Genomic DNA, 13,097 nt, shown 5'->3' with positions numbered 1-13,097 from the left:
TGGCCGGGACAAGCCCGGCCATGACGGCGACCCAGTGGTCAATCCCGCTTGAAACGATAATCAAAGGCGGCGCCGAACGGCCTGATCAGCCCGACCGTCGGCGCCGAGAAATGAATCGGCAGGATCAGCGTGTCGGTGTCGGCGACGGAAGCAAAAAACTTTCGCCGCGACACCGCGGACTGCTTCGCATCCCAATCCGGCTTGGCCGACCAGTCCGGCTCGCGGCACTGGATCTGATGATGCATGAGGTCGCCGGCGACCACCGCGCGGCGCCCCTTCGAAAAGATGTTCACGCAGCAATGGCAGGGCGAATGCCCCGGCGTCGGCGTTAGCGTGACGGTGTCGTCGAGCGCGTAATCGTCATCGACCAGCAGCGCTTGGCCTGCCTCGACGATCGGCAGGCAATTGTCGCGAAACACGGTGCCGGGCGGGTTGCGGCCCTTGGCATGCTCGGCCTCCCAGGCCGCATATTCACCCTTGTGGAAGACGTATTTCGCATTCGGAAACGTCGGCACCCAACGGCCATCGCGCAAGGTCGTGTTCCAGCCGGTGTGGTCGATATGAAGATGCGTGCAGAACACGTAGTCGATCTGCTCGAAGCCGATGCCGAGCGCGAACAGCTCGTTGCGCCAGCGTTCCTTGCCGGGAAAATCGAACGGCGGCGGATGGCCCTTGTCCTCGCCGGTGCAGGTGTCGACCAGGATGGTATAGCGCGGCGTGCGCACCACGAAGGTCTGATAGGTGATGACCATCATGCCGCGCGCGGCATCGAACACCTCCGGCTCCATGGTCGGCAGATGGTGCCTGAACACACCCTCGTCATAAGCCGGGAAAAAATCCTGCGGCCGCCGCCACGGCCCCTCCCGCTCGATCACCGCATCGATGGTGATGTCGCCGATCCGGAGTTGCTTCATGGCTATTTCGCTCCGCTTTTTTGAAACAGCGTAGCGAGAGCCCCTGAAACGTGCAAGCAAGCGAATGGATTGCAAATCTCTCGATCTGGTTGTAGCCCGGATGGAGCGAAGCGTAATCCGGGAAGGTGCTCGCGTGGTTCGCTATCGGCGCAATCTTCTCCCTGGTGGGACCTTCTTTTTCACCGTGACGCTGGATGATCGAAGATCATCCGTGTTGGTCGATCATGTGGACAAGCTGCGCCACGCATTCCGGGTGGCGCGCGCTGAAAGGCCATTCACGATCGAAGCAATCGTGGTCCTCCCTGATCATCTGCACGTCATCATGACGCTGCCGGACAATGACGCTGATTTTTCCGGCCGATGGCGGCGGATCAAGAGCTCCTTCACGCATCAACTGGCTGTTTCAGGTGCCCCCATCTCCCGCAATCGTCGGGGGGAGTTCTCTCTGTGGCAAAGGCGGTTTTGGGAGCACACGATTCGTGACGACGCCGATTTCGAACGCTGCGCCGACTACATCCACTTTAACCCGGCCAAGCACGGGTATGTCTCTTCGCCGGCAGACTGGCCGCATTCATCGCTTCACCGCTACGTCCGCGAAGGCGTGCTTCCGCCCGATTGGGGAGGAGCTGGAGAGATAGTTGGTAGCTTCGGCGAACGCGAAGACTGACCCGGATTACGCTTACGCTCCATCCGGGCTACGAGATTTCCACGGACTCCTGTCGCCCGGATGAGCGAAGCGACATCCGGGGCCGGACCATCCGCAGCGCACGACTAGCCACGCGGCACGAAACCCGGATTACGCTTCGCTCCATCCGGGCTACCGCCGATCACTACGACCGCAACCCCGGCGCTTCCTGCCCCGTGCGCGCGACATATTCGGTGTAGCCGCCGCCGAACTGGTGGATGCCTTCGGGCGTCAGCTCCAGCACGCGGTTCGACAGGACGCTGAGAAAATGCCGGTCATGCGAGACGAACAGCATGGTGCCCTCGAAATCCGACAGCGCCGTAATCAGCATCTCCTTGGTGGCGAGGTCGAGATGGTTGGTCGGCTCGTCCAGCACCAGGAAGTTCGGGGGATCGAACAGCATCTTGGCCATCACCAGGCGCGCCTTCTCGCCGCCCGAGAGCACGCGGCAGCGCTTCTCGACGTCGTCGCCGGAGAAGCCGAAGCAGCCGGCGAGCGCGCGCAGGGAGCCCTGCCCCGCGGTCGGAAACGCATATTCGAGTGACTCGAACACCGTCTGCTCGCCGTCGAGCAAATCCATCGCGTGCTGCGCGAAATAGCCCATTTTGACGCTGCCGCCGACTGCAACGGTGCCCTCGTCCGGCTCGCTCGCACCGGCGACGAGCTTGAGTAGCGTCGATTTGCCGGCGCCGTTGACGCCCATCACGCACCAGCGCTCCCTGCGGCGGATCATGAAATCGAGCCCGTCATAGATCCGCTTGCTGCCGTAGCCCTTGAAGACCTTTTTGAGCGCAACGACGTCCTCGCCCGAGCGCGGCGCCGGTGGGAAGTCGAACGCCACCGTCTGGCGGCGGCGCGGCGGCTCCACCCGCTCGATCTTGTCGAGCTTCTTCACCCGGCTCTGAACCTGCGCCGCATGAGATGCGCGCGCCTTGAACCGCTCGATGAATTTGATCTCCTTGGCGAGCATGGCCTGCTGGCGCTCGAACTGCGCCTGTTGCTGCTTCTCGCTCAACGCCCGCTGCTGCTCGTAGAATTCGTAATTGCCGGCGTAGGTCGTAAGCGAGCCGGAATCGATCTCGACCACTTTCGAGATCACGCGGTTGATGAACTCGCGATCGTGCGAGGTCATCAGCAGGGTGCCTTCGTAATCGTGCAAGAACTTCTCCAGCCAGATCAGGCTTTCTAGATCGAGATGGTTGCTGGGTTCGTCGAGCAGCATGACGTCGGGACGCATCAAGAGAATACGCGCCAGCGCCACGCGCATCTTCCAGCCGCCGGAGAGTTTTCCGACGTCGCCGTCCATCATCTCCTGGCTGAAGCCGAGGCCGGATAGCGCCTCGCGCGCACGGCCGTCGAGCGCGTAGCCGTCGAGCTCCTCGAACGCGTGCTGCACCTCGCCGTACCGCGCGATGATCTCGTCCATCTGGTCGGCCTTGTCGGGATCGGCCATCGCGGTCTCGAGCTCGCGCAGCTCGGCGGCCACCGCACTCACCGGTCCCGCCCCGTCCATGACCTCGGCCACGGCGCTGCGGCCGGCCATCTCGCCGACATCCTGGTTGAAATAGCCGATGGTGATGCCGCGATCGGTCGAGACCTGCCCCTCATCGGGCAGTTCCTCGCCGGCGATCATCCGGAACAGCGTGGTCTTGCCCGCGCCGTTCGGGCCGACGAGCCCGATCTTCTCGCCCTTGTTGAGGGCGGCGGACGCTTCGATGAACAGGATCTGGTGGCCGGCTTGCTTGCTGACGTTGTCGAGGCGGATCATGAGGTCTTTTTGGGGGATTGTTGCGTTGCAGCGTCATAGGCCATGCAGGCCGCCAGGGGAAGCCCGGCCGAGCCCGTGTTGTCTGCTCGGAGAGACCTTGGCCGCACGCCGAAGTTGCTGCCTGTGGCTGAAATGACGCACGCCGCCAGCAATGGCCTCGGCTGCGAACAACGGTTCATTGTTCCAGGGGTTCCACTCCGATAGCGTCGCCATGTCGTGCCGCCAATGGCCTGGCAGTCAACAAGACGTCAGGTGGGCAAGTGTCGGGATTTCGGCGGATTTCAACCAAGCGGGCAGCGTGGCTGGCTTCGACTGCCTTGGCGGCGACGCTGGCCGGTACGGCGGCGGCGCAGGCCGCAGATTCGACCTGGTCGACCAGCCCAGGCACGGGCGACTTCAACACCGCCGCCAATTGGAGCCCGGCCGTGGTGCCAACTGGCACCGCGTTCTTTGGCACCTCCAGCACGACGGCAGTTTCATTCTCGGCCGACGCCAGCTTCGGCGGCTGGACCTTCAACAGCGGCGCGTCGACTTACCACTTCACCAATAGCCGGTCTCTTTCCTTCATCGACGCTGGTATCAATGCCCAGGGCGGCCAAGCCTTTATACGCAACGACACAAATGCTCTGAATTTCTACAACAGCAGCACGGCCGGCGCAGGAGTTGCTCCTGCAACTCAATTTGACATCCAGAACGGCGGCAGCGTCAACTTTTACGACACCAGCACGGCCGGTAATTCCCGCATTAGCTTAGGCGGCGGTGGCGCTGCCAACAGGATCTATTTCAACAATTCTAGCACGGCCGGGAACGCGCAAATCAACGCCTTCAGCGGCAGCCCCGCTGTGGTGTTCAAGGACACCAGCTCAGCCGGCACTGCAAGGATCTTGGTGAACAGCACCGCCACGTTCAGCAACGCGAGCAGCGCCGGCAGCGCCGCATTCAACGGCAGTGGCGTTCTGCAATTCTTCAATAACAGCACAGCCAGCAGCGCCGATGTCACCCTGCAATTGGTCCAGTTTTTCGACACGAGCAGTGGCGGCAATGCAACTCTGAGGACTTTTGCGGGCGGTGTCGTTGATTTCTCGACCCTAACATCCGCGGGGACGACTGCCGGCTCGATCAGTGGCACGGGCACGTTCAACTTTGGCACGAAAACGATCACGGTTGGCGGCAACAACCAGTCGACCACAGTTGCTGGTACGATCGAAGGAATCGGCGGTGCGCTGGTCAAGACCGGCACCGGCATGCTGACGCTGTCGGGCACAAACACCTACGCTGGCGGCACCACGATTTCCGCAGGAACCTTGCAGATCGGCGATGGCGGCACCACCGGCTCGGTCCTCGGCAACATCACCAACAACGCGGCGCTAATTTTCAACCGCTCGGATGCGGTCACCTTTGGCAGCGCCATCGGCGGCAGCGGATTGGTCTCCAAGCAGGGCACCGGCACGCTGACACTGTCGGGCACCAACACCTACACCGGCGGCACGACTGTCAACGCAGGCGAGCTTGTGGTGAACGGCTCGATCGCATCGTCGGTGCTGACCGCCGTCAGCAGCGGCGCCACGCTGTCGGGCGTCGGCACCGTCGGCAATACGGTTATCAACACCGGCGGCACCCTGGCGGCGGGCAACGGCGCCGCAGGCACGTCGCTGAACGTAACCGGCAGTCTCGCCCTTCAGTCCGGCGCCATCTACATGGTGCAGATCAATCCGACGACTTCGAGCTTCATCGGCGTGACGGGTTCGGCCACGCTCGGCGGCGCCACGGTGAACGCGACCTACGCGAATGGCAGCTACGTCGCCAAGCAGTACACGATCCTCACAGCAGGCAGCGTCAGCGGCACCTTCGGATCGGTGGTCGAGACCAACCTGCCGACGAACTTCCATACGACGCTGAGCTATGATCCCACCCACGCCTATCTGAACCTGGTCCTGAACTTCGTCCCGCCAGGCGGCAGTTTGACTGGCAACCAGAACGGGGTCGGCAATGCCATCGTCGGCTACTTCAACACCAATGGCGGCATTCCGCTGGTCTATAGCGGGCTGACACCGGCCGGCCTGACCCAGGCCTCGGGCGAGACCGCGACGGGGTCGCAGCAGACCACTTTCAACGCCATGACCCAGTTCATGAGCATCATGACCGATCCGTTCACGCCCGGACGCGGCGACGGCGTCCATGCGCCGGCCTATGCCGAGGATAATGTTGCCGCCAACGCCTACGCCTCGTCAGGCAAGCCGCGCAGCAAGAACGAGCGCGACGCTTATGCTGCGATCTACAGCAAGGCGCCGCTGCGGAGCAATTACGATCCGCGCTGGAGCGTGTGGGCGGCCGGCTTCGGCGGCGCGCAAACCACCGATGGCAACCTCGCGGCAGGCTCCAACACCAGCACCAGCCGCATCTTCGGCATGGCGGCCGGTGCCGACTATATCCTTTCACCCAACACCGTCGCAGGCTTTGCGCTCGCTGGTGGCGGCACCAGTTTCAGCGTCGTCAATGGCGGCAGCGGTCGCTCCGACCTATTCCAGGCCGGCGCCTTCGTGCGTCACACCATCGGCGCGGCCTATGTCTCGGGCGCGCTGGCCTATGGCTGGCAGGACGTCACCACCGACCGCACCGTGACGATTGCCGGGGTCGATCGCTTGCGCGCGCAGTTCAATGCGAACGCCTATTCCGGTCGCCTCGAAGGCGGCTATCGCATCGTGACGCCGTGGATCGGCGGCATCGGCCTCACGCCCTATGCGGCCGGGCAGTTCACAACGTTCGACCTGCCTGCCTATGCCGAGTCCGTCGTCTCCGGCACCAACACCTTTGCGCTAGCCTATGGCTCCAAGAGCGTCACGGACAGCAGGAGCGAACTCGGCATCCGCGCCGACAAATCCTGGGCGATGCCGAACGCGATCCTCACCTTGCGCGGCCGTGCGGCCTGGGCGCACGACTTCAACCCGGATCACGCCATCAACTCCGCCTTCCAGGCGCTGCCCGGCGCCAGCTTCACCGTCAACGGCGCAAGACAGGCCAGCGAGTCCGCGCTGACGACGGCGTCCCTCCAAATGAAATGGATGAACGGCTGGTCTGCGGCCGGCACCTTCGAGGGCGAGTTCTCCGACGTCACGCGCTCCTATGCCGGCAAGGGCGTGGTCAGATACGCCTGGTGAGAGGTGTCCTCCCAGAAGCTTACGGCTTATAGACCTCGACCGTCTGCATCATGCCCATCTCCTCGTGGTTCATCATGTGGCAGTGGAGCATGTAGACACCGGTGAAATCGATAAAGCGCGAGCGGAACACGACCCCGCCCTTGCGCTCCACGATCACGGAATCCCGCCATTCCGGCACCGCCAGCGCCTTGCCGTTGGCCGAGATCACCTGGAACGGGTTGGTGTGGATGTGGAAGACGTGGTCGTCATGCTCATGCGTATTGACGATGGTCCACTCCTCGACCGCGCCCAGCTTGACCCGCTGATCGATGCGGCCGGGGTCGAACTTCTTGCCGTCGACGAAGAACTCGAATTCCTGCCAATGGCCGGCGGCATCGGCCTCCGGCGCGGTGGCCGACAGCACCACCTTGCGGCGGTTGGTGATCTCGGAGTCCTTGATGGTCGCGAGCGGCGCTGGTGGCAGGGCGCGCGGCAGTTGCATGTCCATCGGCGCGCCTGACACCACGACCCGCGCCAGAGGCCCCACCGGCGAAGGATGCCCCTGGTCGTAGGGCGCCGCGTTGAAGGCGTAGGTGCCGGGGCTGCCTGCTTTCACCAGAATATCGGCGCGCTGCCCCGGCGCGATCAGGACCTGCTTGAGCGGCTGCATGGCACCGAGCTGGATGCCGTCATAGGCGATCGCATGCAGATCGTGCTTTTCGAGGTCGAGCAGCATGTCGTCCTGATAGGCCGCGTTGAGGATGCGCCAACGCTGCACCTCGCCGGGCCGCATCTCGATCATTGGCCGGCGCTGGCCGTTGATGGCGAGAAAGCGCGTCGCAGTCTCGGGAAACAGCGTCTCGAAATTTTCGACCATGCCGTTGGCATCGTAGACCACTTGGGTCAGCACCATGAGGCGTTCGCGGGCTGTCGCGATCTCGGGGACGTCGGCGAAATCGCCCTCGATGACGATGGCGCCGACCATGCCGGAGGACATCTGGATGTCGGCGCTGCCGTGGTGATGCGGGTGATACCAGTAGGTGCCCCTGGTGTGGTCGGCCGGCAGGGCGATTTCGATGTTGTAGCTGCGGCCCGGCGCCATCGAGCGCATGACGTTGTCGGAAATCCCGCTCGGGCTGGTATGCGCGCCGTGGAAATGGAAATTGGTGTTGTTGAACTGGTGCGGATGGCTGATGTCGGCCGGCAATCCGTCGCGGTTCGGCGGCAGATCGTTGATCATCTTGATGCGCAGGGTTTCGCCGGGCTTCATGCGCAAGGTCGGGCCGGGGCTGCCGCCGTCATAGGATCTGACATAGAGCCGGACGCCGCCGATCTGGCGATAGGCGTAGCCGACCCGCAACGTCGTGCTCAGCACGCCATTGACGGACCGCCGCACCTCGGGCTCGACCAGCGCCTGGTCCATGGCAGGAACGGGCGTTTCAGCGACCATCCCCATGGTCGGCGACATGTCCGCGGTGTGGGACATGCCAGCATGGTCGTGCACGGCGTGCTGGGCGTTCGCGGCACCTGCGAACAGCGACAACGCGCCGGCTTTGAGACCGCAATCGAGCAACTGGCGGCGCGACAATGTCCTAGTCCCTGTCACGCTGGTGACTGAAGCTGCACCGTTCGAATCGTGCTGCATTTGCGTTTCGTCCCCTGTTGCCTGACGGTCTTCCGTTCGATTCGATTTTAAAGCAAGCTCGAAACCGCAATTCGAGCCGTAAGCGTATCACATTCATTGGTTGTAAACCTCCTCGCCCGTTCTATCGTCAATGAATCGTAACGGATTCGGCGCTCGCGCTGGTCCGTGGCCTGCGTACATCGAATGCTGCCAGCATCCCGATGTTCTCGAAACTCTGTCCAAGGATCTGATCATGACGCCTTCGCGACGTGAGTTCGTGAAGTGGTTATCGGCGGGAGGCATCTCGGTCAGCCTGTCACATCTGGCGTCCGCGGCGGGCGTTCCCTTCGCAGCGCACGAAACGCTGCCTGGACGCGGCAAGTTCAATCCCGCGACAACCGGCGCCGGCCGTGTCGACGGCGTCGCCAAGGTCACCGGTGCGAAGCTTTACGCGTCCGACTTCCGCGCCAACGACCTGCCGGGCTGGCCGCAAGCCACCTCGCACGCCATCCTGGTCCGCGCCAATGACGCCACGCATGTCTATACCGGGCTGGACCTCGGCCGCCTCGGCGGCGCGCTCAAGCCGTCGGTGGTGGTGACAGCCGCCGATCTCGATCGGATCGGGACGCAGGTGCCGGAATTCTATGCGGGCGACCTGTTCTGTCCGATCGGCAAGACGCCGCTTTATCTCGGGCAGCCGGTCGCGCTTTTGATCTTCGAAAAGTTCGATGCCTTCGACCAGGCGCGTCTCGCGCTGCGCGACGGCATGTTCGTCCAATTCGGCGAGGAGACCGGGCCTGTCGTGGTGCCCGATTACGGGGCCTTCCGCTTCACCCGCGTGGCAGGTCCCTCGCCTGACCAACCGGACGTCTATTCGCCGCTCCAGGCCGGCTGGGTCTCGCCCAAGAAGGTGCAGAGCGCGGCGCTGCCGGTGTGGTCGCCGCTCGCGAAGGACACGCCGGCGGATTACGCCAAGGCGGCGAAATATGGCGAGCAGATCCGCGCCGAGCTTGCAGCGGATGACCCATCCATGCTGGTGCTCGACCGCGAGTTCGAGACGCAATCGGTCGACCCGATGTTCCTGGAGCCGGAATGCGGGCTCGCCTGGTACGACGGCAAGGGCGGCAATCTCGAACTGCTGCTCGGCGTCCAGTCGCCCTACGAAGCGGCGGAGTCGATCGCGCATCTCTTCGGCAAGGCCCGCGCGCCCTACAAGCCGGCACACATCAACGCGCAGTTCGCCCATGTCGGCGGCGGCTTTGGTGGCCGCGATCACACGCCTTTCATTCTGTATGTGGCGCTCGCGGCGGTCTGCTTTCCCGGCAAGCCGGTGCGGCTGGCGCATGACCGTTACCAGCAGTTTCAGGCCGGCATCAAACGCCACGCGATCAAGATGCGCTCGCGCATCGGCATCGATCGCGCGACCGGCAAGATCAAGGGGTTCGCTGCCGATCACGTGCTCGACGGCGGCGGGCTCGCCCATTTCTCGGCCAGCGTCGCCGTCGTCGCAGCCACCGGCGCGATCGGCATCTACGACATTCCGAAGGTCGACGTCAGGACCGTCGCGGTGCACTCGCGCGGCGTGAGCGCAGGCTCGATGCGGGGCTACGGCATCCTGCAAGCCATGACGGCGCTGGAGGTCCTGATCGACGAAGCCGCCTCCGAGCTCAAGCGCGACCCGATCGAATTCCGGCGGCGTAACGCGCTGCCGCAGAACGGTCGGACCATGACGGGCAATCCCTACATCGTCTCGGTGCGCACGCCCGAAATCCTCGACAAGCTCGAGAAGCACCCGATCTGGCAGCAGCGGGCACAGTTCAAGCAGACCTCGTCGGATCGGCTGGTCGGCACCGGCGTTGCCTGCGTGACGAAAGACTATGGCTCCGGTGCGGACGGCTCGCTCGGACGCGTTGAGCTCGCCCCCGACGGCAGGATCGTCATCTATTGCGATCACGTCGAGATGGGCAACGGCATCGGGACGGCGCTGGCCAACCGGGTCGCCGGCCATCTCGGCGCCATCGCCGACGAGGTCTCGGTCGCTCGCGTCGACAGCTATGACATGCTCGGGCTGGTCACATCAGGCGATCCCTCCACCATGGACCAGAAGACCCAGGACGCCGCGGAGAAAAATCCGCGCTGGGTGCCCGCGATCAGCTCGCCGACGAGCTCCTCGATCGGCGCGCATGTCGGCACGCATTCGGCCGCGGAAGCCGCCCGCGTGATTTTCCGCTTCGGCCTGTGGCCCGCAGCGCTTGAGCTGTGGCGCGTCGCAAAGACCGATCGGCGCGCGGGGCAATGGGACGCCGCAAGCTGGCAGAACGGCCAGCTCACCATGCCCGGCCTCGAACCGCTGGCGCTGCCGGTACTGGCCGCAACAGCTCACGCGCGCGGCTTCGTCACCGGTGCGGTTGCGCACAGCTTCTCGCGCTGGGCGTGGTCGCGGGCACGCTTCCCGGTGTCCGGCGAGCAATACCGCGCCGAGATCGATGCGCTGGCGATCCGCAAAGGCAACGGCAAGTTCGAGCGGATCAACCGCACCAGCGTCAAGTTTCCGCCGACCGACAACAACCGGATTGGCACCGCCTACACCTCGATGTGCGGCACGGTCGTCCGCGTCGAGATCGAGCGCGCAACCGGGAGCTTGCGCATCGCCAAGGCCTACAGTGTGTTCGAATGCGGCACCGCGCTCGTGCCCGAGGTCGTGATGGGCCAGGCCCAGGGCGGCTTCGCCATGGGCGTCGGCTACGCGCTGCTCGAAACCCTCCCACCGTTCGAGGGCGGCCCCGGCAACGGCGAATGGAATCTCGGGCGCTATCTGGTCGCACGCGGCTCCGACCTGCCGCTCCGCGATCTCGAGATCGAGATGCTGAAGCCGCTAGTACCAGACGAAGCGCCGAAGGGCATGGCGGAGGTCGTGATGATCCCGATCGTGCCGGCGCTGATCAACGCCATCCACGACGCCACCGGCCATCGCTTCCGTGCGCTGCCGGTCACCGCAAGCCTATTGAAGGGAGTGCTCGCGTGACGACCCTCAGCCTCACCATCAACGGCCAGAAGCACGGCCCGATGGACGTCCGCGACGATCTCTCGATGAACGATTTTCTGCGCGAGATGCTGGGCATGACCGGCACCAAGTTCGGCTGCGGCGCCGCGCAATGCCTGAGCTGCGCCGTCATCATCGATGCGCCCGACGGCACCAGCACCACCAGCCCGACCTGCGTCGCGCCGGCCGTGAATTTCGACGGCAAGTCGATCCGCACCGTCGAGGGGCACGCGCGGGACGGCGAGCTCTCGACCCTGCAAAAGGCCTTCATCGAGCATTTCGCCTTTCAGTGCGGCTATTGCACCGCCGGCTTCCTCAATGAGAGCCAGGTCCTGCTGGAGCGCCTGTCGCGGACACCGGTCGCGCGCGAGGCGCTGGAGCAGACCATCGCGGATGCGCTCGACGGTCATCTCTGTCGCTGCACCGGCTACGTCAAATATCACGAGGCGGTGCGCGACGTGATCCTCGCCGACTCGAAGCGCTACCTCATGGCCACCAAGTGACGCGCATCATGATCTCCGACGTGCGGTTCAAGATGATTGCCGTGGTCGCCGCCCTCGCCGGCAGTTTCGGTGCGGGCTACGCGGCGTCGGAGACGGCAGGTCACGCCCTCGCCTCGCCCGAGAGCTTTGCCTCGATCGGCGACACAGAGAAGCGCTCGGCCGCAATCCTCACCGAGCTCGGCAAGGTGCTGACGCATCCGCGTTGCACCAATTGCCATCCGGCCGGCGACAGGCCGCACCAGGGCGACAATGTCCGCTTGCATCAGCCGCCGGTGACGCGCGGCGCAGACGGCCATGGGCTCGAGGGGATGCGCTGCAACACCTGCCACCAGAAGGCCAATTTCGAGCCTGGCCGCATGCCCGGCCATCCCGAATGGCATCTCGCCCCGCGCGAGATGGCCTGGGAGGGCAAGACCGTCGGCGAGATCTGCGAGCAGATCAGGGATCCGGCGCGCAATGGCGGGCGCAAGGTGGAAGACCTGATCGACCATATCGGCAAGGACACCCTCGTCGGCTGGGCCTGGAAGCCCGGCTTCGGCCGCTCGCCCGTGCCGGGCACGCAACAGCAGGCCGGCGCGCTGGTGGAGGCCTGGGTGAAGACCGGAGCGGCGTGTCCGGCGCGGTGACGACGTCGAAGCGGTCCGTTCCGCGAACGGAGTTCAGTCGAATTTGTAGTTCATGCCGAGCGTCATCATGTCATGGCGCTGCTTGACCATCTCCGACGGCACCGCTGCCCCCGAGGGGTTCACCACGCATATCGCACCACGCCCTTGCCGGCGTAGCTGCGCGTCACGCTGGAGAACTCGCCTTCGAATGTCGCGGCGGTCGACCAGCCGTTCATCCATCTGGTTTCGGCGGATGCCGTGACCAGCGCGGACTCGGAAGCCTGCGCCGCGCCGTTGACGAAGAAGCTGGCGCCCGGCAGCGTCTGGAACGTCGCACCAATGCCGCGCTCGGGATTGAAATCATGCGCCCAGGCCACGCGGCCGCGCAGCGTCAGCATCGCGCTCTGCATGGCAAAGGATTTGTCGGCGCGCAGACCGAGTTCGCTGCGGGTGTCGGTCACGCTCTTCGCATTATAAGCGAGTGCAAAGGTGTTGGCGCCCGAGACGACACCTTCCGCATAGGCCGGCAGGTCGAAGGTGGTGAACTGGCCTGCCGCATACGGCGTGAAGCCAATCCCGCCGATCACGGGCACCACGAAGCGGTAGCCGCTCTCGACACGGCCGGACCAGGCATTGGCATTGAACTGCGCGCGCAGGCGATCGATGCCGGCAATCGTCACGGTGCGATCGGTGGTGACGTCCTGCCAGCCATAGGCGAGCGCGCCGGAGACATAAGCGGCGCCGATAGTGTGACGCACGAAGGCGCCGGCCTGGAACAGGTCGGAGCGTCCGCCGCCGCCGTTGACGACGCTGAAATT

General features: G+C 64.5%; 11 protein-coding genes. 5 read left to right on the top strand and 6 right to left on the bottom strand.

The annotated features are described in order from the left end of the window. Window positions 1–38 precede the first annotated feature (38 nt). A complete protein-coding gene (locus IVB32_RS08530) occupies window positions 39–914 on the bottom strand; it encodes an MBL fold metallo-hydrolase (RefSeq protein ID WP_247370906.1) in 876 nt (291 codons plus the stop codon). A gap of 133 nt (window positions 915–1,047) precedes the next feature. Between IVB32_RS08530 and IVB32_RS08525 the strand changes: the two genes are divergently transcribed. Then, window positions 1,048–1,581 carry a transposase gene (locus IVB32_RS08525; protein ID WP_026233149.1) on the top strand — a complete coding sequence of 178 codons (534 nt, stop codon included), beginning with the start codon at window positions 1,048–1,050 and terminating at the stop codon, window positions 1,579–1,581. A gap of 163 nt (window positions 1,582–1,744) precedes the next feature. On the opposite strand, the gene IVB32_RS08520 is transcribed toward IVB32_RS08525, so the two are convergent. The 3 genes from IVB32_RS08520 to IVB32_RS08510 form a co-directional block, all read right to left on the bottom strand. Next, a complete protein-coding gene (locus IVB32_RS08520) occupies window positions 1,745–3,367 on the bottom strand; it encodes an ABC-F family ATP-binding cassette domain-containing protein (RefSeq protein WP_204511036.1) in 1,623 nt (540 codons plus the stop codon). 175 nt (window positions 3,368–3,542) lie between these two features. Continuing rightward, window positions 3,543–3,884 carry a hypothetical protein gene (locus tag IVB32_RS08515; RefSeq protein WP_157642967.1) on the bottom strand — a complete coding sequence of 114 codons (342 nt, stop codon included), beginning with the start codon at window positions 3,882–3,884 and terminating at the stop codon, window positions 3,543–3,545. A gap of 261 nt (window positions 3,885–4,145) precedes the next feature. Next, the gene (locus IVB32_RS08510; protein ID WP_247338045.1) at window positions 4,146–4,613 is read right to left on the bottom strand and encodes a hypothetical protein; all 468 of its coding nucleotides are present in this window, start codon (window positions 4,611–4,613) and stop codon (window positions 4,146–4,148) included. Between IVB32_RS08510 and IVB32_RS08505 the strand changes: the two genes are divergently transcribed. Continuing rightward, on the top strand, window positions 4,612–6,525 hold the full coding sequence (locus tag IVB32_RS08505) for an autotransporter outer membrane beta-barrel domain-containing protein (protein WP_247410107.1): 1,914 nt from the start codon (window positions 4,612–4,614) through the stop codon (window positions 6,523–6,525). The two genes, IVB32_RS08510 and IVB32_RS08505, sit on opposite strands and share 2 nt — an antisense overlap. A gap of 19 nt (window positions 6,526–6,544) precedes the next feature. Here IVB32_RS08505 and IVB32_RS08500 read toward each other — a convergent pair whose 3' ends face one another. Then, on the bottom strand, window positions 6,545–8,149 hold the full coding sequence (locus IVB32_RS08500) for a multicopper oxidase family protein (protein ID WP_247370899.1): 1,605 nt from the start codon (window positions 8,147–8,149) through the stop codon (window positions 6,545–6,547). Between the two features lie 232 nt (window positions 8,150–8,381). Between IVB32_RS08500 and IVB32_RS08495 the strand changes: the two genes are divergently transcribed. From IVB32_RS08495 to IVB32_RS08485, 3 genes are read left to right on the top strand one after another with little or no spacing between them, the layout of a single operon-like run. Continuing rightward, a complete protein-coding gene (locus tag IVB32_RS08495) occupies window positions 8,382–11,153 on the top strand; it encodes a molybdopterin cofactor-binding domain-containing protein (protein ID WP_247370895.1) in 2,772 nt (923 codons plus the stop codon). Continuing rightward, entirely contained in the window at window positions 11,150–11,674 is a 525-nt protein-coding gene (locus IVB32_RS08490) for a (2Fe-2S)-binding protein (RefSeq protein WP_247368667.1), read from the top strand. The genes IVB32_RS08495 and IVB32_RS08490 overlap by 4 nt, the downstream gene beginning before the upstream one ends. An 8-nt stretch (window positions 11,675–11,682) precedes the next feature. Continuing rightward, on the top strand, window positions 11,683–12,300 hold the full coding sequence (locus IVB32_RS08485; RefSeq protein ID WP_247338114.1) for an Isoquinoline 1-oxidoreductase subunit: 618 nt from the start codon (window positions 11,683–11,685) through the stop codon (window positions 12,298–12,300). A 119-nt stretch (window positions 12,301–12,419) separates the two neighbouring features. Here IVB32_RS08485 and IVB32_RS08480 read toward each other — a convergent pair. Further along, window positions 12,420–13,097, bottom strand: a 678-nt coding sequence (locus IVB32_RS08480; protein WP_247410104.1) for an autotransporter outer membrane beta-barrel domain-containing protein, incomplete at its 5' end; no start/stop codon positions are given.

Origin of the sequence: Bradyrhizobium sp. 23 (assembly GCF_023073295.1) — a bacterium.
In the GTDB taxonomy this organism is placed as follows: Bacteria; Pseudomonadota; Alphaproteobacteria; order Rhizobiales; family Xanthobacteraceae; genus Bradyrhizobium; species Bradyrhizobium canariense_D.
Note: the sequence above shows the minus strand (reverse complement) of the source record. Positions and strands in the feature narration are given on the sequence as shown.